Source organism: Streptomyces sp. NPDC048277, assembly GCF_040652235.1.
In the GTDB taxonomy this organism is placed as follows: domain Bacteria; phylum Actinomycetota; class Actinomycetes; order Streptomycetales; family Streptomycetaceae; genus Streptomyces.
Genome location: NZ_JBEZLQ010000028.1, coordinates 89431 through 112188, shown reverse-complemented (window position 1 = coordinate 112188; position 22758 = coordinate 89431). Strand labels below are relative to the sequence as shown.

At 70.8% G+C, this 22758-nt stretch carries 17 protein-coding genes and 1 pseudogene; 8 read left to right on the top strand and 10 right to left on the bottom strand.

What is annotated here, in order from left to right; translation table 11 throughout:
* Positions 1–13: 13 nt before the first annotated feature.
* Positions 14–1945 carry an N-acetylmuramoyl-L-alanine amidase gene (locus tag AB0D85_RS42040; RefSeq protein WP_362333013.1) on the top strand — a complete coding sequence of 644 codons (1932 nt, stop codon included), beginning with the start codon at positions 14–16 and terminating at the stop codon, positions 1943–1945.
* Between the two features lie 41 nt (positions 1946–1986).
* Here AB0D85_RS42040 and AB0D85_RS42035 read toward each other — a convergent pair whose 3' ends face one another.
* Entirely contained in the window at positions 1987–2580 is a 594-nt protein-coding gene (locus tag AB0D85_RS42035; RefSeq protein ID WP_362333010.1) for a PASTA domain-containing protein, read from the bottom strand.
* 254 nt (positions 2581–2834) lie between these two features.
* On the bottom strand, positions 2835–3674 hold the full coding sequence (locus tag AB0D85_RS42030; RefSeq protein WP_362333007.1) for a LysR family transcriptional regulator: 840 nt from the start codon (positions 3672–3674) through the stop codon (positions 2835–2837).
* A gap of 103 nt (positions 3675–3777) precedes the next feature.
* On the opposite strand from AB0D85_RS42030, the gene AB0D85_RS42025 reads away from it, so the two are divergent.
* From AB0D85_RS42025 to AB0D85_RS42015, 3 genes and pseudogenes are all read left to right on the top strand, one after another.
* The gene (locus tag AB0D85_RS42025; RefSeq protein ID WP_362333004.1) at positions 3778–4506 is read left to right on the top strand and encodes an SDR family oxidoreductase; all 729 of its coding nucleotides are present in this window, start codon (positions 3778–3780) and stop codon (positions 4504–4506) included.
* 353 nt (positions 4507–4859) lie between these two features.
* A complete protein-coding gene (locus AB0D85_RS42020) occupies positions 4860–6128 on the top strand; it encodes an MFS transporter (RefSeq protein WP_362333001.1) in 1269 nt (422 codons plus the stop codon).
* 26 nt (positions 6129–6154) lie between these two features.
* A pseudogene (locus tag AB0D85_RS42015) lies at positions 6155–7326 on the top strand (serine hydrolase domain-containing protein).
* Between the two features lie 146 nt (positions 7327–7472).
* Here AB0D85_RS42015 and AB0D85_RS42010 read toward each other — a convergent pair.
* Positions 7473–9218, bottom strand: coding sequence for an esterase (locus AB0D85_RS42010; RefSeq protein ID WP_362332998.1), 1746 nt, complete (start codon positions 9216–9218; stop codon positions 7473–7475).
* A 193-nt stretch (positions 9219–9411) separates the two neighbouring features.
* On the opposite strand from AB0D85_RS42010, the gene AB0D85_RS42005 reads away from it, so the two are divergent.
* Positions 9412–9714: a hypothetical protein gene (locus tag AB0D85_RS42005; RefSeq protein ID WP_362332995.1), complete on the top strand. Its 303-nt coding sequence runs from the start codon at positions 9412–9414 to the stop codon at positions 9712–9714.
* A gap of 103 nt (positions 9715–9817) precedes the next feature.
* On the opposite strand, the gene AB0D85_RS42000 is transcribed toward AB0D85_RS42005, so the two are convergent.
* Positions 9818–10777 (bottom strand): helix-turn-helix domain-containing protein, encoded by a 960-nt coding sequence (locus tag AB0D85_RS42000; RefSeq protein ID WP_362333108.1) that lies wholly within the window; start codon positions 10775–10777, stop codon positions 9818–9820.
* Between the two features lie 206 nt (positions 10778–10983).
* Here AB0D85_RS42000 and AB0D85_RS41995 point away from each other — a divergent pair, with 206 nt between their 5' ends.
* Together AB0D85_RS41995 and AB0D85_RS41990 are read left to right on the top strand one after the other, a co-directional pair.
* A complete protein-coding gene (locus tag AB0D85_RS41995) occupies positions 10984–11442 on the top strand; it encodes a hypothetical protein (protein WP_362332992.1) in 459 nt (152 codons plus the stop codon).
* A gap of 53 nt (positions 11443–11495) precedes the next feature.
* Positions 11496–12968, top strand: a complete 1473-nt coding sequence (locus AB0D85_RS41990; RefSeq protein ID WP_362332989.1) for an alginate lyase family protein — start codon at positions 11496–11498, stop codon at positions 12966–12968.
* Positions 12969–13141: 173 nt separating this feature from the next.
* Here AB0D85_RS41990 and AB0D85_RS41985 read toward each other — a convergent pair whose 3' ends face one another.
* The 6 genes from AB0D85_RS41985 to AB0D85_RS41960 all read right to left on the bottom strand — a co-directional run bounded on the left by AB0D85_RS41985 (position 13142) and on the right by AB0D85_RS41960 (position 19668).
* The gene (locus tag AB0D85_RS41985) at positions 13142–14632 is read right to left on the bottom strand and encodes an MFS transporter (RefSeq protein ID WP_362332986.1); all 1491 of its coding nucleotides are present in this window, start codon (positions 14630–14632) and stop codon (positions 13142–13144) included.
* 77 nt (positions 14633–14709) lie between these two features.
* Positions 14710–16035, bottom strand: a complete 1326-nt coding sequence (locus AB0D85_RS41980; RefSeq protein ID WP_362333105.1) for a DUF445 domain-containing protein — start codon at positions 16033–16035, stop codon at positions 14710–14712.
* 246 nt (positions 16036–16281) lie between these two features.
* Entirely contained in the window at positions 16282–17046 is a 765-nt protein-coding gene (locus tag AB0D85_RS41975) for a DUF1707 domain-containing protein (RefSeq protein WP_362332982.1), read from the bottom strand.
* Positions 17047–17079: 33 nt separating this feature from the next.
* Positions 17080–18045 carry an ATP-binding cassette domain-containing protein gene (locus AB0D85_RS41970; RefSeq protein WP_362332979.1) on the bottom strand — a complete coding sequence of 322 codons (966 nt, stop codon included), beginning with the start codon at positions 18043–18045 and terminating at the stop codon, positions 17080–17082.
* Positions 18042–18863, bottom strand: a complete 822-nt coding sequence (locus tag AB0D85_RS41965; protein WP_362332976.1) for an ABC transporter permease — start codon at positions 18861–18863, stop codon at positions 18042–18044. The genes AB0D85_RS41970 and AB0D85_RS41965 overlap by 4 nt, the downstream gene beginning before the upstream one ends.
* A 19-nt stretch (positions 18864–18882) precedes the next feature.
* Positions 18883–19668: an ABC-2 family transporter protein gene (locus tag AB0D85_RS41960; protein ID WP_362333102.1), complete on the bottom strand. Its 786-nt coding sequence runs from the start codon at positions 19666–19668 to the stop codon at positions 18883–18885.
* 747 nt (positions 19669–20415) lie between these two features.
* On the opposite strand from AB0D85_RS41960, the gene AB0D85_RS41955 reads away from it, so the two are divergent.
* Complete coding sequence (locus AB0D85_RS41955; RefSeq protein ID WP_362333099.1) at positions 20416–22743, top strand: transglycosylase domain-containing protein; 2328 nt, start codon at positions 20416–20418, stop codon at positions 22741–22743.
* The last annotated feature ends 15 nt before the right edge of the window (positions 22744–22758 follow it).

Here is a 22758-nt window from a genome sequence, read left to right as displayed (position 1 = left end):
CGGGGACCCTTTCATGAGCACAAGCAATGACAGACGCGGACCCGCGTCGAAGCGCCGTCGTGCCACCCTGCTGACCGCCCTCGCCACGCTCGCCGTCGCGGGCGGGACAGCCGTACCGGTGCCGGCGCTGGCCGCCGGTGCGGCGACCGGTGCCGCGACCAGCGCCACGACCACGCTGCAGCAGGACTTCACCGCCGCCGCCGACGCGTACCACGTGCCGCGTCAGGTGCTGCTGGCGGTGGCGTACCAGGAATCGGCCTGGGACACGCACGCCGGGGAGTACAGCACGGACGGCGGCTACGGGCCGATGCATCTCACGGACGTCACCCCCGCGATGATGGCCGGCGGGGACGCGGGCGCGGCGGGGCGCGGGGAGTTGGCGAAGCTCGCCGCCGACCCGGCCCTGCACACAGTCCAGGCCGCCGCGAAGCTGACCGGTCTGTCGGCCGAGGAGCTGCGCACCGACCCGTCGGCCAACATCCGTGGCGGCGCGGCGCTGCTCGCCTCGTACCAGAAGGTGGTGACGGGTTCCGTCTCCGCGGACCCGGGCAACTGGTACGCGGCCGTGGCCCGTTACAGCCAGTCGAGTCGGCGACAGGGCGCCTCGGCCTTCGCCGACCGTGTCTTCGCCACGGTGCAGAAGGGCGCCGGGCGCACCACGGCCGACGGCGAGCGCGTGCGGCTGTCGGCCGACAGCGATGTCACCCCGGACACCGGCCAGTTGGCCCTGCTGGACCTGCAGTCGGCGGCGACCACGGACACCGAGTGCCCGGCCACCGTCGCCTGCACGTTCGTGCCGGCGTCGCCCTCCAACGGCCAGGTCTCCAACCGGCCCGCCAACGGCATCCGGATCGACAGCATCGTCATCCACGACACCGAGACGTCGTACGACACCGCCATCAGTCTCTTCCAGCAGGCGGGCGGCTCCGCCGCGCACTACGTCATGCGGTCCTCCGACGGCGCGGTGACGCAGATGGTGCCCACGAAGGACCTCGCCTTCCACGCGGGCAACTACTCCACCAACATGCACTCGATCGGCATCGAGCACGAGGGCTACGCCGCGCACGGTGCCACCTGGTACACCGAGGCGCAGTACGAGGCCACGGCCGAGCTGGTGAAGTACCTCGCCGACCGCTTCGGCATACCGCTGGACCGCGAGCACATCGTCGGCCACGACAACGTCGCCGGGCCGAAGTCCTCCCTCGTCTCCGGTATGCACTGGGACCCGGGCCCGTCCTGGGACTGGAACCACTTCATGAGCCTGCTCGGAGTGCACACCGGGCGGCACGGCGTCGGTCCCGTCGGCTCGGTGGTCACCATCGCCCCCCGCTTCCACGACAACCTGCAGACCGTGCAGATCTGCCCCTCCGACGACCCGACCGGCGCCACCACCGCGTGCACCGAGACCCAGCAGCCGTCGAACTTCGTCTACCTGCGCACCGAGCCCAGCGACACCGCTCCCCTCTTCGGGGACCAGGCGCTGCACCCCGGCGCGGCCGGTACCGACCGGATCAACGACTGGGGCAGCACTGCGGCGGCCGGACAGCAGTTCGTGGTCGCCGGGCAGGACGGGGGCTGGACCGCCATCTGGTACAGCGGCTCGAAGGTGTGGTTCTACAACCCGGGCGGCTGCGAGACCGCGCCGGCCCACGGGGTGAAGCTGATCACGGCGGCCGGTGACTCCCCGGTGGCGGTGTACGGCTCCAGCTACCCGGACGCCGCCGAGTACCCCTCGGGGCTGTCGCCCTCGACGCAGGCGCCGCTGAGCATGTACACCGTCCCGGCCGGCCAGGCCTACGTGGCCACCGTGGCGCCGTCCCTCACGGACGACTTCTTCCCCTCCAGCGGGGCGGTCGTCACCGGCGCCAAGGCGATGTACACCATCCAGTACAACCACCGGGTCGCCCTCGTGTACGCGGCGGACGTCACGGCCACGGACGGCTGACGGTCAGCCCCGGTGTCGTTCTCCGGGTGACCCGGCCCGGGTCACGGGCACTTGTTGGCCGGATACGTCGTCACGATCAGGTCCACCGTGCTGCCGACCGGCAGTGCGGTGCCGCCCGCCGGAATGGACTCGTACACCCTGCCTCCGGGGCAGTCCACGGTGGTACCGCCGATCACCGGCACGTACCCCGCGGCGCGCAGCGCGACCTGCGCGTCGGCCGTCTTGGCCCCGACCACGCCCGGCACGTAGGTCACCCCCGTCACCGGGACCGTCAGGGTGGCCAGGACCCGGCTCGCGCCGGTGTCGGAGCTCTCGTCGATCAGGACCTCGGTCCACGACGCGGCGGAGGTGTCGGTGATGAACACCGACCGCGACCCGCCGAGGTTCAACTCGTCGGTGGCCGGGTTGAATCCGGGCCCGACGATCTCCACGGCGTCCTCCGCCGTGGCACCGACGCAGTCCACCCCCCACGACACCGTCGTGTTCTGCCCGTACGTCACCGGGTTCGACGATGTCGCGAGCGAACCGGTGGCCGTCGCCAGGCAGTTGGCGCCCGGATCGTCCGCGTGCGCCGGAACCGCTATGAACAGTCCGGCCAGCGCCGCGACGAACGCGGGCACCGTCCACCGCGCCACACGCCTCAGCCCGCGCGATCCGCGCGATCCGAAGCGAACTGTCTTCCCCGTCGTCCCCGTCGTCCCCGTCATCCCCGCGTCTCCCTCCGCGTCGCCGCCCGGAGCGTCCGGGCGGACAGCGGCCAGTCTGCTCGCGCGCGCCCGGGAAAGCCCGTCGCGGTCCGCTCACCGGACCGGCAGGGCACGCCGTCCGGGTGGTGGTGTCCAGCGGGATCGGGCGCCGAGCTGCCGTCAGCGGCCCGTCGGAGCTGGCGTCAGCAGTCGGTCGCGGCTCGGACGAGTGCGGCGACGGCTCGGGAGCGGCTGTGGGGTGGCCAGGCGATGACGGTCGTGACCGGTGGCGCGTCCAGTACGGGTACGGCGGCGAGATCGTCGCGGAGTTGGGCCCGGGAGGACTCCGGCGCGATCCAGCAGGCGCGGCCGAGTGCGATCAGCTGGTACAGCTGGGCGTGGTCGCGGGCCTGGGGGCCGGGGCCGTCCGGATAGCCGCCGTCGGGGCCGGGCCAGCGCGGCAGCGGCAGGTCGGGCAGGTCGGTGACTTCGGCCCTGCGGACATGGGGCCGGGTGGTGAGGGGATGTCCGGCCGGGAGGATCACGACCTGGTTCTCCGTGCGGAGTTCCTCGGTGTCGAAGCCGGACGTCGAGTCGAACGGCAGATGCAGCAGCGCCACGTCCGCGCGGCCGTCGCGCAGCATGCGTTCCTGTTCGCCGATGCCGCACAGCAGGAGGTCGACGGTGACCGCGTCGGGTTCGGCGGCGTAGGCGTCGAGGAGTTTCGCGAGGAGTTCGCCGGACGCGCCGGCCTTGGTGGCGAGGACGATGCCGGGTCGGCCGACGGCGGCGCGGCGGGTGCGGCGTTCGGCGGCCTCCACGGCGTCCAGCGCCGCCCGGGCCTCCCGCAGGAGCACCGAGCCGGCCTCGGTCAGGGTGACCGCACGGCTGGTGCGTTCCAGCAGCGTCGCCCCCAGACGCCGTTCGAGCTGACCGATCGCCCGCGACAGCGGCGGCTGCGCCATCCCGAGCCGCTGGGCCGCCTTCCCGAAGTGCAGCTCCTCGGCGACGGCCACGAAGTACCGCAACTCCCGCGTCTCCACACCCCCATGCTACCGACCCCACCGGGATCGATACCCGTGCGGTATCGCTGCCCACCCGATCGGTGTTGGCCGACCGGGCCCGACCCCGGACAGGATCGGAAACATGACCGAACAGAAGAAGATCGCGCTGGTAACGGGTGCGAACAAGGGCATCGGATACGAGATCGCGGCCGGCCTGGGTGCCCTCGGCTGGAGCGTCGGGGTCGGCGCCCGGGACGAGGAGCGCCGGGAGGCCGCCGTGGCGAAACTGCGGGCGGACGGCGCCGACGCGTTCGGCGTACCGCTCGACGTGACCGACGACGCGAGCGTGACCGCCGCCGCCGGGCTGATCGAGGACCGCGCCGGACGCCTCGACGTGCTCGTCAACAACGCCGGGATCACCGGCAGTTTCCAGCAGCTGCCCACCACCGTCGACGTCACGACGGTACGAACGGCCGTGGAGACCAACGTCATCGGCGTCATCCGCGTCACCAACGCGATGCTGCCGCTGCTGCGCCGCTCGCCGTCCCCGCGGATCGTGAACATGTCCAGCAGCGTCGGCTCCCTGACCCTGCAGACCACGCCCGGCGCGGAAACGGGCCCGATCTCCGTCGCCTACGCCCCGTCCAAGACGTTCCTCAACGCCGTCACCGTCCAGTACACCAAGGAACTCCAGGACACGAACATCCTGATCAACTCCGCCTGCCCCGGCTTCTGCGCGACCGACCTCAACGGATTCCGCGGCCACCGCACCCCGGAACAGGGCGCGGCGATCGCGATCCGCCTCGCGACCCTGCCCGACGACGGCCCCACCGGCGGCTTCTTCGACGAGGACGGAGAGGTGCCGTGGTGACCGAAGGCCGGTGAACGGCCCCTTTTACGCAATGGGCCCCATCGACCGGTCGCCGTATCCAGGCCAGGTGCCTTTCGGTCAGGAGATTCGAATCAGAAAGGACATAACGCTTTCCGTGGAGAAATGTCCACTCGGATACGGCATCCCCTCTCGCGAAACCGCTATAGTTCAGCCGTCAAGTGACGGTGCTTGCAGGAGAGTTCTGGCGGTGTAGACGGAACTCGGGCCGGTGCGTACTGTCTTGAGCGACTGTCACGGGGGCCGTCCATAAGCCCGCAATTTCTTTGCCATGTGGACGGTTTGTTGTTTTTCTCGCCCCCCTCGACACACCTTCACCGAGAGTCTTCCTTTTTGTGACCATCACCGTGCGTGAGAGCCTGCCTGTCGGCCGGCACGCCGCCGTCCCCACCGGCGGTCTCTTTCGGCGAATCTACGGTCCACGCGCGAGTGACGCGCTGGCATTTTCCATGTCGACGTACGGGATGCCGCTTCTGGTCCTGACCGTCACCAGTTCCGCGTCCCTGACCGGCCTCGCGTTCGCGTTGGAGTGGATACCGCGGATCGCGGCGTTCACCCTCGCCGGCAACGTGGTGGACCGGCGCGGTGCGGCGATCGTGTGCTTCCTGGCCTCCTCCGGACGGGCCCTGGTGCTGGCGGTCTCGGTGGTCGCCGTGACCATGCTTCCGCGGGGCACCACCGAGACCGCGGTCATCCTGCTTCTGGCCGCCGTGACCGGCACGCTGTCCCAGTTCGGTTTCGTCGCCAACGAGGCCGTCGGTGCGGTCGTCACCCGGCGGGAGCAGAACCGCCCCCACGGGATACAAGCGGTCCTCATCGGCATCGACCAGACGGCCACGGTCGCCGGTCCGCTGCTCGCGGGCTTCCTTCTGCTGGCCGGACCGGAATGGCTGCTCGGGTGTCTGAGCGCGGTGTCGCTGATGGCGGCCGTACTCGGCCTGCAGACTCCGCCGACCCCGCTGCGGTCCGCACACACGTACGGTGCGGGAAAGGACGGCGGTCTGCGGACAGGGCTGCGCACCTTGCTGACGTTGCCCGCCCTGGGCTGGCTGGTGGCCGGTCTGGCCTGTTCCAACCTCGCCCTCGGCCTGCTCCAGTCCGCCAGCCCGGTGATCGTGGTGGAGACCTTCGGCCGCTCCTCCGCGAGCGTCGGCACCCTGTGGTCCGTCGCCGCGGTGGCGACCCTGCTGGCGGTCACGGGCTGCCGGCTCGCGCTGAGCCGTCTTGACCTGTGGGGCGTGGGAGTCGTGTCCTCGACGCTCGCCGCCGCGGCCTGCCTGGCCATTCCCCAGGCGCCGTCGTTCGTCTCCTACACCGCCCTGACAGCGCTCTTCATGGCGGGCGACGGAGGTCTCACGGTCGTGCTGCGCACCGTGCGTTCGCTGATCATCCCGCCCACGGCGCTCGGCGCCACGCTTTCGCTGACCATGATGCTCCTGCTGCTGCCCTTCCCCGCGGCGGGCGTTCTCGTCGCGCTCACTCCGCCACCGCACCTGGACAAGATCCTGCTGGTCTGCGCGCTCGTCCAGGCAGCCGCGCTGATCGTCACGTTCACGAGGCTCCGCGGTGAGCCCGTCATGCGCGTGACCGCCGGTCAGCCGTGACCTGGAGCGCTGCCAGACTGGAGAACATGACGATGATCCACGGGGAAGTCGCGGACGGGTTCGAGGGTGTGCGTCAGGCGTTCGCCGCCAACTTCGAGCAGCGGGGGGACATCGGGGCCGCAGTGTGCGTGTACCGGGACGGGCGGCCGGTGGTGGACTGTGGGGCGGGGTCGCCGATCCGGACACCGGGCGGGCGTGGGAGCGGGACACCCTGCAGCTCGTGTACTCCGCCACCAAGGGCGTGACCGCCACCGCCGCTCATCTGCTGGCCCAGCGCGGGAAGTTGGACCTCGACGCTCCCGTGGCCGACTACTGGCCGGAGTTCGGGGTCAACGGGAAGGCGGAGATCCCGGTGCGGTGGTTGTTGTCGCACCGGGCCGGAGTGGTCGCGGTCGAGCCGGCGGTGCCGGTGGCGGACGCGTTGGAGTGGCGGGCGATGGTGGACGCGCTGGCCGTGCAGCGGCCGGCGTGGGTGCCGGGGAGTGCGCACGGGTATCACGGGCGGACCTTCGGATGGCTGGTCGGAGAGGTCGTCCGGCGGGTGGACGGGCGTACGCCGGGGCGGTTCGTCGCCGAGGAGATCGCCGGGCCGCTGGGGATCGACTTCTTCATCGGGCTGCCGGACGCCGAGCGGGGGCGGGTCAGCCGGATGGTGTACCAGGACCCGGGGGCCGATCTCGACGCCGTACCGCTGGAGGTGGTTCCCGAGGAGTTCCGCGCGCTCGTCGCCGCCACGCGGGATCCCCGGTCGCTGTACAACCGGGCCTTCGCCGTCACCGAGCCCGCCGCGATCGACTTCGACTCGGCGGCGGTGCAGGCCGCCGAGATCCCCTCCTCCAACGGGATCGGCACGGCCCGGGGACTCGCGCGGATGTACGCCGCGCTGATCGGGGAGGTGGACGGCGTACGGCTGCTCACCCCGGAGACCGTCGGGTCGGCGGCCGCGGAACAGGCCGCCGGGATCGACCGGGTGCTGCTGATTCCCAGCCGGTTCGGGTCGGGGTACATGCTGCCCACCGAGGTCGACCGGATGACCGGCCCGCGCGCCTTCGGGCACCCGGGGCGGGGCGGTTCGCTCGCCTTCGCCGACCCGGAGCGCGGGATCGCCTTCGCGTACGTGATGAACCACATCGTCGAGGGGCCGGAGGACCTGCGCGCGGCTTCCCTCGTCGACGCGGTGCGGGAGTCCACGGCGTAGCCGCGACTCGCGCGGCCGGCTCGTCGCCGGTCTTCCGCCCGGGTGACCGTGCAGCACCCGCCGGGCAGCGGGCCCCGTGGCGCCGGGCGCCCGACCGTGGCTCGTCGGTCGGGCGCCCGGGCCGTCCGGGCTGTCCGGGCCTGCGGTCACTTCCCGGTGACGGACGCCACCCAGTTGATGAAGTTCGTCGTCGAGTCGCCGGTGCGCTCGGCCATGGTGTGCCCCTGGGCCCACACAGTGGCGAAGTCGACGTCGCGGATGCCGTAGTTCCGCAGGGCCAGCAGGATGTTGATCTCGGTCGTGTTGGCGGTGTCGCCCTGCATGATGCCGGTGCGGATACGCCAGTGCCGCGCCGGCCGCGACCGGCGGTAGCCGTCGAACGCGGGCGAGAGGTAGTACAGCGGGTTGTACGCGTCGGCCCGCCAGGCCATGTCCTTCCCGACGCTGTCCTTCTTGGCGAAGTCGCTGTCGTACGCCGCGGAGCCGTAGTCGGACTCCCAGTCGGAGTAGGTGGCGTACGCCGTCTCGTTCGCCTTGATGACGTCACGGGTGAGCGGCGCGAAGTGCGCCGGGGCGTCGAGTCCCATCGCGAAGACGTTGTTCTCCGTCTGCCCGCGGGAGTAACCGTCGAACGCGCCGACCGGCTTGCTCGCGGTCTTCTGGCTCTTCACGAAGCCTTCGAGGCCGGACACCGTGGCGGTGTTGGTCGTGGCGTCGTAGGTGACCCAGGTGCTGTCGGTGTTGAGGTAGGCGATGTAGTCGGCGACCGTCTGGTACGTGGTGGAGGACCCGGTCTGGCCCGATCCGGGCGGGCCGCCCATCGTCGTGATGGTGTACGGGAAGGTGTTGTCGGCCAGGAAGTTGTTCAGCGAGGTGGTGATCACCTCGATCAGGAGGTCGTGGTAGCTGCCGGCCAGGTAGGTGCCGCTGCCGGACTCGGTCAGCTCCAGGCGCCTGCCGTGCTCGTCGCGCAGCCCCAGCCGGTTGAGGTACCTGGGCCAGGCCTTCGCGAGGTCCGCCGAGTAGGCGCTGGTCCAGGTGCCGGACGCGCGCGTGCCGGCCGAGGCGAACTGGCCCATGTTCCACTCGTAGGACAGGTTGGCCTCGTGCAGGCTGGTGATCGGGCACCAGGCCATGACGCCGGCGACCGCGTCGCTGAGGGGACGGCCGTGGGCGTCCTCCATCGCCGCGCCGATCGTGCGCAGGTAGGGGTGGTACAGGGGGCTGTCACCGGACGCGCCCGCCACGGTGTCCTGGGCGCCGCCGCCGCTCATGCCGAACAGGACGATGTCGTCCGTGCTGCCGGGCAGGACGCTCCGGTTGTACCGCAGGAAGCGGACCGCGGCCTTGAGGTCGGTCACGCCCCAGGGGGCCGCGTCGGAGCGGGCGCTGGTCGAGCTGTCCCGGCCGCGCAGGCCCGGCCACACGTAGATGTGCCCGGCTTCGAGGTACTGCGACACACTGCTGTAGCTGTACGACGTGGCCGGCTTCTGCCCTGCGTAGCCCGGGGTGTTGACCGGGATCACGATCGGCGCCGTGCGTCCCGAGTAGCCGCCGAGGGTGCCCTTCGGGTCTACCTTCGCCGTGTACGTGGTCCCGTCACTGTTCGCGGTGGCCTTCAGATAGGCGCCCGGCACGTAGATCGACAGGTTCTCGTAGTCCGTCGCGGCCGGGTCGGCGACGTACATCTTCCCGATCTGGTAGTACACGTCGTTGGCCGAGTCGTACGACCAGGCGGTGGAATCGAACTCCAGCGAGTACGCCGAGGACGTGCTCGACGAGCTGCTCGACGATGAGGTGCCGGCGAAAGCCGCGCCTGCCGTGCCCTCGGCTATTCCGAACGCGGCTACGGCCGCGGCGCCCCGGATAACGGTTCTGCGGTTGATTTCCACCCGTGGACCTCCTTGTGCAGCGGGTTACGTGGTCGGCTCATTCGAGTCCCAGACTGTAGGCAACGAGCCCAGGATTGTTAACAATTTCGATGATAATTTTGTTAGAAGGCTCTTGGGGGGCGGCTCGGCGCGGCCGACGGCCTCGCGTTAGCCTCGGGAAATCCGGCCGGATTCCAGACAGAAGGAGACAGGCATGGCCAGGGTTCCCAGTTCGGTGATCGCGGCGAGCGGGCTCGTCGGCGGGTACGGCGTGGCGCGCTGGACGAAGAAGCGGCCGCTGGGCGGGGCGGTGCTGGCCGTCGCCGGGGCCGCCGCCGCGCAGCAGTGGCGGCGGCAGGCGGGCGGGAAGGCCGCCGGGGCGCTGTCGGCCGCGTACGTCGCCGCGTTCGCCGGGTCGCATCCGCTGGCCAAGAAGGTCGGCGCCTGGCCGTCCGTCTTCGGGGTGGCGGGTGCGGTGGCGCTGGCTTCGTGGGCGGTTGCGGATCGCCGCGGCTAGCTCCGCTGGGTGTGCCGATGGTGCCGCGATTGGCCGTCGAGACGCTGCGGCGCCGTGGGGGCTGGGCGCGCAGTTCCCCGCGCCCCTACGGGGCGCTTTCTGGCTAGGGCGCTTCCGAGGTGCGGAACGCTCGCCGGTATGCCTGGGGGCTGGTGCCGACCACTCTGCGGAAGCGTTCGCGGAACGCCGTCGGGGAGCCGAAGCCTGCCTGGGTCGCGATGCGTTCGACGGGGTGGCCGGTGGTTTCGAGGAGGTGCTGGGCCCGGCGCACGCGGGCCCGGTGCAGCCACTGCAGCGGGGTCGTGCCGGTCTGGTCGCGGAAGCGGCGGTTGAGGGTACGGGTGCTCATGCCGGCCCGCGCCGCGACCTCGTCGAGGGTCAGGTCCCGGCCGCAGTTGTCCTCCAGCCAGACCAGGAGCGGCTCCAGGGTGGCGCCGGCGGGGGCCGGCGGCTGGTCGTGGACGATGAACTGGGCCTGGCCGCCCTCCCGTTCCAGCGGCATGACCGACATCCGCGCCGCGTGCGCGGCGACCGCCGAGCCGTGGTCCTTGCGGATCATGTGCAGGCACACGTCCATGGCCGCCGCCGCGCCCGCCGAGGTCAGGAACTGGCCGTTGTCGACGTACAGGACGTTCGCGTCGACGTCGATCTCCGGGTACAGCGCGGCCAGGGTGTCGGCGGCGGCCCAGTGCGTGGTCGCGCGCAGGCCGTCGAGCAGGCCGGTGGCCGCGAGGACGAACGCCCCGACGCAGACCGACGCGATCCGCGTGCCGTTCGCCGCCGCCGCGCGCAGGGCGTCGGCGACCTCGGCCGGCGGGGCGAGGGTGGGGTCGGCGAGGCCCGGCACGATGATCGTGTCCGCCTCGGCCAGCGCGTCCAGCCCGTACGGCGCCTTGATCGTGAACGCGCCGCCCGCCGCGGTCACCTCGTCCGCCGGCCCGCACACCCGCACCCGGTAGGCGTCCCGGCCGTCGGGCAGCCGGGCCCAGCCGAAGGTGTCGATCGGCACGGTGAAGTCCGACGGGACGACCTGGTCCAGGACGAGTACGGCGACGGTGTGCATGGCAGGAACGTAGCCGGTCGACGGGTTCTCGCCAATCGGGGAGCTCAAGGAAGTTCCAGGGGGATCCAGGGGGACCCAGGTGGATCCAGGGGGGCTTCCCATCCGCGGCGGGTGACAGGTAAGGCCGGCACGGCTGGCGGGAATCCGTTGAGCGGTGGCAGTATTGCCGCTTCTGCAAGATCTTCCCGCCGCCTACGGTCGAGGCCGTGACCAAGTTCCTCCTCGCCGTCCATGTCCTTGCGGCGATCGTCGCCGTCGGCCCCGTCACCGTGGCCGCCAGCATGTTCCCGCCCGCCGCCCGCCGCGTCATCGAGGCGCCGGACGACGTCCGGGCCGCCGAGACCCTTCAGCTGCTGTACCGGATCTGCCGGGTGTACGCCGTCGTCGGCGTCGTCGTCCCCGTGTTCGGGTTCGCCACGGCGAGCACCATGCACGTCCTCGGCAGCGCCTGGCTGATCGTGTCCATAGCACTCACGGCGCTCGCGGCACTCGTGCTCGCCGCGCTGGTGCTGCCCCGGCAGAGCGCGCTGCTGGAGGCCGGTGCGGGCGGTGCCACGCGGCAGGCGACCGCCCGGCTGGCCATGTTCACCGGGGTGTTCAATCTGCTCTGGGCCGCCGTGACGGTACTGATGATCGTGCGGCCGGGGTCGACGACCGGAGCCTGAGCTGCTTCACAGGTTTCTGTTATCGCGGGGCGTGCCGGTTCGTCTCCGGGGGCATGCACACGACTCGACAGATCAGCCGCCGGAGCATGCTGAAGGCCTCGGGAGTGGCGGTGGGAGCCGCCGCCGGGATCGCCGCGGCGGGCGGTACCGCGACCGCCGCCGGGACCGGGACCGGCTCCTTCGCCCACCCCGGCCTGCTGCACACCCGTACCGATCTCGACCGGATGGCCGCCAAGGTGAAGGCGGGCGCCGCGCCCTACACGGCCGGGTTCGCCAGGCTCACCGCCAACCGGCACGCGCAGAGCGGCTGGCAGCCGCGGCCGCAGGCGGTCGTGTACCGGGGCGCGGGCAGCCCGCAGAACTACACGATCCTCTACAACGACATCCACGCCGCCTACCAGAACGCCCTGCGGTACCACGTCACCGGGGAGAGCGCGTACGCCGACACCGCCGTCGCGATCCTCAACGCCTGGTCCTCGACGCTCACCGCCGTGAACGGTTCCGCCGACCGGTTCCTTGCCGCCGGACTGTACGGCTACCAGTTCGCCAACGCCGCCGAACTCGTCCGCGACCACGGCGACTTCGAGCTCGCTCGCTTCCAGGAGATGCTCAGCAAGCAGTTCGGGGCGATGAGCGACGACTTCCTTGTCCGGCACAACAACGCCGTCGTCTCCAACTACTGGACCAACTGGGACCTCGCCAACATGGCCTGCGTCCTCGCCACCGGCATCCTCTGCGACGACCGCGCCCAAGTCACCCGCGCCGTCGACTACTTCAAGAACGGCGCCGGGCTCGGGTCGGTCAGGAACGCGATTCCCGTCGTGTACGACGACGGGCTCGGCGAATGGCTGGAGGCGGGGCGCGACCAGGGGCACGCGTTGCTCGGGGTCGGGCTGATGGGCACGTTCTGCGAGATGGCCTGGAACCAGGGGTACGACCTGTACGGGTACGACGACAGCCGGTTCCTCAAGGGGGCGCAGTACGTCGCCAAGTGGAGCCTGGGCGGGCAGGTGCCGTTCACCGCGAACACGCGGCGGAAGGGCGCCATCGGGGGCTGGTCGGGGAACGAGACGGTGACGGCCGCGGCGGGCGTCGATCCGGCCATGACGCGTCCCATCTGGGCGATGATCGCCAACCACTACACCAAGCGACGGGGCCTCTCGGCGACCTACGTCACCCAGATCGCGGCGAAGGCGGCACCCGAGGGCGGGGGCGGTGACTACGGGCCGAACAGCGGGGGGTACGACCAACTGGGCTTCGGCACAATGACGTTCACGCGGGACCGGACGGCGGGTACGACGAAGGGCTCGGCGTCGCCGAGTCCGACGGCGGCGCCCAGTGCGCTGGGATCGGCGTCGCCTTTGGCCACCGCCTCGGCCTCGGCCTCGGCAACGGGCAAGAGCAAGGGCGACGACCTCGCTGCCACGGGAGCGGGCGAGATCGTGGGGTGGACCACGGCCGCGGGGGTCGTGACGTTGGCCGGCGGACTGCTGTTGATGCGGCGACGGGCCAGGGGCGGTCAGTAGGCGGCCCAGGGACCGAGCGGGGGTGGGGTGGGGACGCTCACCGGCGCCGGCAGGGTGCCGCCCGCGGCTGAAGCGCCCCTTCAGGGGCGCGGGGCCGTGTCAATGTGCGGCTACCGCCGCGTGGGCGCGACCAGCCCCCGCCCACCCGCAGTCCGCACACCACCGGACCACCCCTACGCGTCCGCCTTCGCCGCCCCGCCCGGCGCAGCCGTGAGCGGCGTCGCGATCTCCTCCAGCGGTCTCCGTTCCGCGTTCACCGCCAGCGCCGCCGCCACCAGTCCCGCCGCGCACATCAGGCCCGCGCCGATCCGGAAGGCCAGCACCGTGTCCGACACCTTCCCCGTTCCCGTCAGGTCGGCGAAGAGCAGCGGACCGCTGATGCCGCCCGCCGCCGTGCCCAGCGCGTAGAAGAACGCGATCGACATCGCCCGCGTCTCCATCGGGAAGATCTCGGACACCGTGAGGTACGCGCTCGACGCTCCCGCCGACGCGAAGAACAGCACCGCGCACCAGCACGCCGTCAGCGTCCCCGCCGTCAGCACACCCCGGTCGAACAGCCACGCCGTCAGGAACAGCAGCAGTCCGGAGAGGATGTACGTCGACGAGATCATCACCCGCCGCCCCACCGTGTCGAACAGCTTGCCCAGCAGTAGGGGGCCCAGGAAGTTGCCCACCGCGATGACGACGAAGTAGTAGCCCGTGTCGCCCGTCGGCACGTCGAAGAAGGCCGTGAGGATCGCGCCGAAGCCGAACGTGATCGCGTTGTACAGGAACGCCTGGCCGATGAAGAGGGAGAACCCGAGCACGGACCTGCGGCGGTAGTCGTGGAAGAGCGTGCGGGCGATCTCCGTGAAGGTGATGCTCCTGCGCTGGTGGATCACCAGCTCGCCGGCCGGTTCCGGGAGAGACGTCCCCTTCTCCGCCGTCACCCGGCGTTCGATGGAGGCGACGATCTCCTCCGCCTCGCGCTCCCTGCCGTGGATCAGCAGCCACCGCGGGCTCTCCGGGACGTTCCGCCGTACCAGCAGGATGACCAGGCCCAGGACGACGCCCAGTGCGAAGGTCAGCCGCCAGCCCACGTCCTTGGGCAGCAGGTCCGTGTTCAGCGCGACGATCGACAGCAGCGAGCCGCCCACCGCGCCCACCCAGAAGCTGCCGTTGATGATCAGGTCCACGCGGCCGCGGTGGTGCGCGGGGATCAGCTCGTCGATCGCGGAGTTGATCGCCGCGTACTCGCCGCCGATGCCGAAGCCGGTCAGGAAACGGAAGGTGAAGAACCACCAGGGGGCGAAGGAGATCGAGGTCAGGGCCGTGGCGGCCAGATAGACCGCCAGGGTGACCATGAAGAGTTTCCGGCGGCCGTGCCGGTCGGTCAGCCGGCCCCAGAAGAGGGCACCGACGCAGGCGCCGGCCACGTACAGCGCCGCGGCCGTGCCGGTGACCTGGGCGGAGGAGATCGCGAGTCCGCTGCCCGGTTCGGACAGCCGGCTCGCGATGTTGCCGACGACCGTGACCTCCAGGCCGTCCAGGATCCAGACCGTGCCGAGGCCGATGACGATCGTCCAGTGCCAGCGGGACCACGGGAGCCGGTCCAGACGGGCCGGGACACGGGTGGTGATCGTACGGCCGTCCCGTGCCGCGTCCGCGCTCGCACCCGTGGCCATGCTCGCCTCCTCGGCCGGAAGACAGACAACCGGAACCCCGGCCGGGTGCCCGCCCCGAGGCGGTCGAAGCGCGCCGGCTACGCTCCCAGCGCCCGCGACACCGTGAAGATCAGCACACCGGCCAGCGACCCCACCACCGTGCCATTGATCCGGATGAACTGCAGATCGCGCCCGATGTGCGCCTCGATCTTCCGGGTGGTGTGCTCCGCGTCCCAGCCGGCCACCGTGTCGGTGATCAGGGACGTGATCTCCTTGCGGTACGTCGTCACCACGTGCACGGCCGCGCCCTCGACCCAGCTGTCGACCTTCTCCTGGACCTTGGGTTCCGTGGCCATCCGGGCGCCCAGGGAGATCAGGGAGGCGCGGACGCGCAGCCGCAGCTCACTGCGTTCGTCCTCGGCCGCGGAGACGATCATGGATCGTACGGCCGTCCAGGCGGACGCGATCAGGTCCTGCACCTCGCCGCGGCCCAGGACCTCGCCCTTCAGCCGTTCGATCCGGGCCCGGGTGTCGGTGTCGGACTGGAGGTCGTTCGCGAAGTCCGTGAGGAAACGGTCGAGGGCACCGCGCGCCGGGTGGGACGGCATGTCCCGCATCTCGGCGCAGAAGCGCAGCAGCTCCTTGTAGACCCGCTCGCCGACCTTGCGGTCCACGAACCGGGGGGTCCAGCCGGGGGCGCCGCCCTGTACGGCGTCCATCACGGAGTCCCCGTGCAGCACCAGCCAGTCGTGCGCCCGGGTGACGACGAGGTCCACGACCCGCTTGTGGCCGCCGTCCGCGACTATCCGCTCCAGCATCTTGCCGATGCCGGGGGCGATCTCCTGGGCGTCGGCACGCCGTGTGATCGCCTCGCCCACGACCGCCTGGACGTCCGAGTCCCGCAGCACGGTGAGCGCCCCGCGGAGCGCTGTCGCGAGCTCGGCCGTCACCCGGTCGGCGTGCTCCGGCTCCGCGAGCCAGGTGCCGAGGCGGCTGCCGATGCCCACGGAGCGCAGCCGCTGGCGTACGACGTCCTGGGAGAGGAAGTTCTCGCCGACGAACTCGCCGAGCGAGACGCCGAGCTGGTCCTTCTTCGTCGGGATGATCGCGGTGTGCGGGATGGGGAGGCCGAGGGGGTGACGGAAGAGTGCGGTCACCGCGAACCAGTCGGCGAGCGCGCCGACCATGCCGGCCTCGGCGGCCGCGGCGACATAGTCCGCCCAGACGCCGGCGCCCGCGCCGGACGCGATCTTGGCCAGGACGTACACCAGCGCGACGAGCAGCAGCAGGCCGGTCGCGGTGCGCTTCATGCGCCGTACGCCGCGTTGGCGCTCCGCGTCGGCGGGCGTGAAGGCGTTCATGGACTTGTAGGACGGGGCAGCGGCCCCGCCGTCCCTGTCCACCGTTTCCGTAGGTTCCGCCATCTGCTCCACCCGTTCGCAGCCGGTCACACCCTCACGGTGATCCCGCACATATTGTCCCTTCCTGACCTACTCCCAGAACGCACGAAGAGTTCCCGCGCCCCGGCGGTGCCGGACCGGCCGGTGGTCACGTGCGGGCCGGTGGGGGCTGGGCGCGCAGTTCCTCCCCCAGCCTTCGGCCGGGGGTACCCCCAGCGCCCCTGGGTGGGCTGCACTGCCGCCGATCGATGGTCGCCGTGTCGGGGACTCTCAGTAGTCGCCGTGCCTTCGGCGGTCGCGTTCGGCTCGGCGGTGGTCTCGGCGTTCCTGGCGCCACTCGTGCCGCGCCGCGTCCAGTTCCTGGCGGGCCGACCTGCGGTCCAGTTTTTCCTGGCGGCGTTCTTCCTTCAGACGCTGCTGTTCCGCCTTTGTGATCTTGTGCTGTACCTCGACGCCGCCCCAGAAGGCGAAGCCGGTCACGATGACCCTCGGGGCACCCGGGTCCGGTGCCGTGTCGTGCTCGCGCTCGTCGAAACCGCCCATGACGCCGATGCCGCGCATCACCACCTCGACACCCGGGGGCACGATCACACTGATCCCGCCCATGATCGCGATGCAGTTGATCACGACCTCCCCGTCGGCGAAGTCCGCCTCGCGCAGGTCGATCTCGCCGCCGCCCCAGAACACGAAGGAGTCGAAGCGCCTCGGTACCGTCCAGCGGCCCTTGCGCTGGAAGCCGGACATCACCGCCACCGCCCAGGACGACGAACCCTCGCCGCCCACGATCCGGCTTCCCCAACTGCCGCGCTCCACCGGGGGCTTGCGCAACGACACCGCCGGCGAGGCCGCCGCGACGGGCAGATCCCTCGTGATCGGCGTCAGCTCGCCGTACGTACGGGCCTTGTACGTCGCCTCCAGCCGCTCCTCGAACTCCTCCATGTCGAGCCGCCCCTCCGCGAGGGCGTCCCTGAGGACCTCGGCGACTCGTTCACGATCGGCGTCGGAAGCGCGCAGTTCCGGAGCATCGTCGGTCATACAGAGCAGACTACGAGTTCCCGTCGCCGGGGACTACGCGGTCGCCTTGTCCGCGTACATCTTCGCGATCACCGTTTCGATGTCCGGTTCGCGGACCGACAGGTCCACCAACGGGTACTCCGCCGCGATCCGCGCCACCAGCGGCGCCGCCGACTCCGACGCCGGGAACGCCAGCCACTGCCGGGGGCCCTCCACCTTCACCACCCGCGCCGACGGGCCCGCGTCGACGGGCGGGAGTTCCCGCTCCAGGTCGACCACGAGCGTGCGTTCGCTCTCGCCCGCCTCGTGCAGGCCGGCGAGCGGACCGTCGTACATCAGCCGGCCGTGGTCGATGACCATCACACGGGAGCACAACTGCTCGATGTCCTGGAGGTCGTGGGTGGTCAGCAGGACCGTGGTGCCGCGTTCCTCGTTCACCTCCCGCAGGAACTCGCGGACCTTGGCCTTCGAGATGACGTCCAGGCCGATCGTCGGCTCGTCCAGGTACAGCACGTCCGGGTCGTGCAGCAGCGCCGCCACGATGTCGCCGCGCATCCGCTGACCGAGCGAGAGCTGCCGTACCGGGACGTCCAACAGGGACTCCAGGGAGAGGAGTTCGACCAGACGGTCGAGGTTCTCGCGGTAACGGGCGTCCGGGATGCGGTACATGCGGTGCATCAGGCGGTAGGAGTCGATGAGGGGGAGGTCCCACCACAGGGTCGTGCGCTGGCCGAAGACCACGCCGATGCGGTGGGCCAGGCGCGTGCGCTCGCGGGACGGGTCGATGCCGGCCACGCGCAGCCGCCCGCCGCTCGGGGTCAGGATCCCCGTCAGCATCTTGATCGTCGTCGACTTGCCCGCGCCGTTCGGGCCGATGTAGCCGACCATCTCGCCGCGCGCCACCGTGAAGGAGAGCGCGTCGACCGCCCGTACCTGACGGCGCTCCCGCCTCAGGAAGCCCGTCTTCTTGCGGACCTCGAACACCTTCTCGACCGCGTCGACCTCGATGAACACGCTCAACTCCCCGTACTCCGATACGACCTGAGACCCGCCCGCCACGCCAGACCCGCCAGCACGCAGCACACCGCGGCCACCAGCGGCGACGACCACGCCGTCCACGCCGGGAGCGGCAGCGGGTACGGCCGCCCCAGCACGTACGCGGCCGGCACCCAGTTGACGAAGGCCAGCGGCAGCAAGAACGTCACCCCGCGCACGAAGTCCCGCCCGAACACCGTCGGCGGGTACTGGAGCAGCGTCGTACCGCCGTAGGTGAACGCGTTCTGCACCTCGGCCGCGTCCCCCGCCATGAACTGGAAGGTCGCCCCCGCCAGGAACAGCGCACAGAAGATCACCGCGCCGCTGACCACCGTCACCGGCACCAGCAGCACCTTCTGGGGCGTCCAGTCGACGTCGACGACGGTCAGCGCGTACGCCAGCACCAGCCCGCCCTGGACGATCCGGCCGAGGCGGCGCAGCGCGAAGCGGTCCGCGCCGATCTGCGCGAGCACCGGGGCGGGCCGTACCAGCAACGTGTCGAAGGAGCCGTCGCGGATGCGGGAGCCCAGCACGTCCAGCGAGCCGAACACCAGGTCGGCGAAGCCGAACGCGGTGACCGACAGGCCGTAGAGGAAGGTGACCTCGGGCATGGTCCAGCCGCCGAGCCGGTCGACCTGCGTGAACATCAGGAGGATGGTGGCGAAGTCCAGGCCGGTCACCACCAGGTTGCCGATCAACGTCAGGACGAAGGACGCGCGGTAGGTCAGCGAGGAACGCATCCACATCCCCGCGATCAGCCGGTACGCCCGCAGGCCCTCCCCGAGCCGGGTGGCCTCGGCCACCTGAGCCACCTCCCCCGCCTCAGCCACCCTGGACCACCACCCGTCGCGTCGCCGCCGTCTGCAGCAGCCGCCCCGCCGCCAGCAGCGCCACCGCCCACGCGGCCTCGAAGGCGAACGCGCGCAGCGGGCTGGTCTCCCCCATCAGAACGTCCGCCGGCACCTGCAGCTGTGCCGCCCACGGCAACACCCGTACGACCTCGCCGAAGGTGCCCGGAAAGACGTTCAACGGCAGGGTCATGCCCGAACAGAAGATCCCCAGAACCATCATGGCCTGGCTCACACCCAGGCCGTCCAGCAGCCAGAACACGCTCAGCGCCGCGAGGTAGCGGATCCCGAAGCTGACGACCATCGCGAGGAGCAGGGCGACGGCGAAGGTCGCCCAGGTCACCACGTCCGTCGGCAGGTACATGGGAAAGAACACCGCCCCGAACGCGAACGGGATCACCCCCCGTCCCAGCATCTGGAACAGCGAGCGGCCCAAATCGGTCGCCAGCCACCACATTTGAAGATCGGCCGGACGGTACAGGTCGATCGCGATCTCACCCGTGCGGATACGCTCCATCAGGTCTTTTTCGACACCCCCGCCCTGGATCGCGAGCGTCGCGTACAGGCACTGCCCGAGCCACACATAGGTGACCGCCTGCGCCTGGTCATAGCCTCCGAGGTGCGGTTTCTCGTCCCACAGCGCCAAGTACGTGTAGACGAGGATGATCCCGAAGGCCGTGTTGGTGAACACCCCTGCCGCAGTGGCCGCCCGATACGTCGCGTACCGTCGGAAACCCCCCGCCGCGACGGCCGTGTACAACCGTCCCGCGCCCACGCCAACCGACCTCCCGGACCGCCCGACACCGAAGCGCAGGAGACTACTGCGCGGGCGACCTCGCAGGCCACGCAATTTCCGTGACCGAAGCGTGCCGGAATCCGGGAACGGAACGCGTGGTGCGAGAGTCTTCAACAGGGGACCGCAGAAGCGTACGAGGTCGTACGGGAACGAACGTACGACGCGAAACAGGAGTCCGTGCACGACATGAGCGACGAGCCGCAGCCGCAACAGCCGAACCAGGGCGGCACAGGCCCGACGGAGCCGCCGGCTGCGGCCGAGGAGAAGCAGACCCCGCCGCAGCCGGTGGCCGAGTCGAAGGCGCCGGAGCCGCCCGCGGCGGCCGGCGCGGGCGGGGAGAAGACGGCGGAGCCGCCCGCGGCGGGCGAGAAGACGATCGCACCGCCGCGGGCACCGGTCGAGGACACGCACACGCAGCAGCTCACCGTGGTCACGGCGCCGAAGAAGCGGCCGACCGCGGCGGCGAACAGGCAGGACGGGCAGAACAGGCAGGACCAGCAGGACGCACAGAGCAGGCAGGACACGGAGACACGGCAGCTCGCGGCGGTCAGGGTCCCCCAGACGGAGGCCCCCAAGGCGGCGGCACCGAAGCCGGCGGTACCGAGGCCGGCGGCGCCGACCGCGGTCACGGCCGGGGTCCCGGCCGCGGTCCCGGCGTCCGGGGCCGAGCCGCCCGCGACCGACGGGCGGACGACGGGGGGCGGGAAGAAGATGAAGCGGCCCAAGCGGACCGGATGGCGGCGGATCATCCCGACCTGGCGGATGGTGCTCGGCACCTTCTTCGTCGGGACACTGCTGCTGATCGGCCTGTTCTTCCTCGGCTACTCGATGGTGAAGATCCCGGCGGCCAACGCGTTCGCCACCAAGCAGTCCAACGTGTACCTGTTCGCCGACGGCTCCCAGCTCGCCCGCGACGGCGAGGTCAACCGGGAGAACGTCACCCTCGCCCAGGTCTCCAAGGACACCCAGCACGCCGTGCTCGCCGCCGAGGACCGGGACTTCTACAGCGAGTCCGCCGTCGACCCCAAGGCGATGCTGCGCGCCGCCTGGAACACCGCGACCGGCAAGGGCACCCAGTCCGGCTCGACGATCACCCAGCAGTACGTGAAGAACTACTACCTCGCGCAGGAGCAGACCGTCACCCGCAAGGTGAAGGAGGTGTTCGTCGCGATCAAGCTGGACCGCACGGAGTCCAAGGACCAGATCCTCGAGGGCTACCTCAACACCAGCTACTTCGGCCGCAACGCCTACGGCATCCAGGCCGCCGCCCAGGCCTACTACGGCATGGACGCCACCAACCTGGACCCGGCCCGCGCCGCCTACCTCGCCGCGCTCGTCAACGCGCCGAGCGAGTACGACGTCGTCGCCCACCCCGAGAACAAGGCCGCCGCGGTCGCCCGCTGGAACTACGTCCTGGACGGCATGGTCAAGAAGGGCTGGCTCAGCGAGTCCAAGCGGGCCGGCATGAAGTTCCCGATGCCCAAGGAGCAGACCGTCTCCACCGGCATGTCCGGGCAGCGCGGCTACATCGTCAACGCCGTCAACGACTACCTGATCAAGAACAAGATCATCGACTCGGACTCCCTGGAGGCCGGCGGCTACCGCATCACCACCACCCTGGAGAAGGACAAGCAGAACGCCTTCGTGAAGGCGGTCGACGACAAGCTGATCTCCAAGCTGGACAAGAAGAACAACAAGGTCGACAACTACGTGCGCGCCGGCGGCGCCTCCGTCGACCCGAAGACCGGCAACGTCGTCGCCATGTACGGCGGCATCGACTACGTGAAGCAGTACACCAACGGCGCGACCCGCGGTGACTTCCAGGTCGGCTCCACCTTCAAGCCGTTCGTGTTCGCCTCCGCCGTCGACAACGGCTCCACCACCCAGTCCGGCCAGACCATCACCCCGAACACCTACTACGACGGCACCAACAAGCGCACCGTCCAGGGCTGGCCCGGCGGCGCCTACGCGCCGGAGAACGAGGACGAGAAGTCGTACGGTCAGATCACCGTGCGCAAGGCCACCGACCTGTCGGTGAACTCGGTGTACGCGCAGATGGCCGTCGACGTCGGCCCGTCCAAGGTCAAGCAGACCGCCGTCGACCTGGGCATCCCGTCCGACACCAAGGACCTCCAGCCCTACCCGTCGATCGCCCTCGGCACCGCGACCGCCAGTGTCCTGGACATGGCGGAGGCGTACGCCACGCTCGCCAACCACGGCAAGCACGGCACGTACTCGATGGTCGACAAGATCACCAAGGACGGCACGCAGGAGATCAAGCTGCCGGAGTCCAAGACCACCCAGGCCGTCACCCGCCAGGCCGCCGACACCACGACCTCGATCCTGCAGAGCGTCGTCGACAACGGCACCGCCACCGCCGCCCAGGCCGCGGGCCGTCCGGCCGCCGGCAAGACCGGCACCGCGGAGGAGGACACCGCCGCCTGGTTCGCGGGCTACACCCCCGACCTCGCCACCGTCGTCTCCGTGATGGGCCAGGACCCGGTCACCGCCGCCCACAAGTCGCTGTACGGCGCGCTGGGCCTGCCCCGCATCAACGGCGGCGGGGCCCCGACGGAGATCTGGGCGCAGTACACCAAGGCCGCGCTGAAGGGCACCGCGCCCTTCGCCTTCGACCTCGACCTCCAGGCCGGCGCCGAGACCGTGGCCCCGGGCACCCAGGCCCCGACCCAGCCGGCCACCGGCGGCCAGGGCAACGGCGGCACGACGGGCCAGGGCCAGAACAACGGCGGCACCACCGGCGCCGACCAGGGCAACGGCGGCACGACGGACGGCTCGACCACCAACGGCACCACCGACGGCGGCGCCACGACCGGTTCCACCACCTCCGGTACGACCACGTCCGGCACGACGACCTCCGGCACCACCGCCGGTACGACCACATCCGGTACAACGACCTCCGGCACCACCGCCGGCACCACGACCGACGGCACCAGTACGGGTACGACGGCGGGGACCACCGACGCCGGAACCACCACCGGGACGACAGCGGGCGACAACGGCGCCTTCGGATTCCAGTAGCCGGGTTTCCCTGTG

Bases quoted from the DNA above. Each gene is read 5' to 3' on its own strand.
- AB0D85_RS42040 (WP_362333013.1), top strand. From the start codon at position 14: ATGAGCACAAGCAATGACAGACGCGGACCCGCGTCGAAGCGCCGTCGT.
- AB0D85_RS42025 (WP_362333004.1), top strand. From the start codon at position 3,778: ATGACCGAACAGAAGAAGATCGCGCTGGTAACGGGTGCGAACAAGGGC.
- AB0D85_RS42005 (WP_362332995.1), top strand. From the start codon at position 9,412: ATGGCCAGGGTTCCCAGTTCGGTGATCGCGGCGAGCGGGCTCGTCGGC.
- AB0D85_RS42000 (WP_362333108.1), bottom strand. From the start codon at position 10,777: ATGCACACCGTCGCCGTACTCGTCCTGGACCAGGTCGTCCCGTCGGAC.
- AB0D85_RS41990 (WP_362332989.1), top strand. From the start codon at position 11,496: ATGCACACGACTCGACAGATCAGCCGCCGGAGCATGCTGAAGGCCTCG.
- AB0D85_RS41985 (WP_362332986.1), bottom strand. From the start codon at position 14,632: ATGGCCACGGGTGCGAGCGCGGACGCGGCACGGGACGGCCGTACGATC.
- AB0D85_RS41980 (WP_362333105.1), bottom strand. From the start codon at position 16,035: ATGGCGGAACCTACGGAAACGGTGGACAGGGACGGCGGGGCCGCTGCC.
- AB0D85_RS41975 (WP_362332982.1), bottom strand. From the start codon at position 17,046: ATGACCGACGATGCTCCGGAACTGCGCGCTTCCGACGCCGATCGTGAA.
- AB0D85_RS41955 (WP_362333099.1), top strand. From the start codon at position 20,416: ATGAAGCGGCCCAAGCGGACCGGATGGCGGCGGATCATCCCGACCTGG.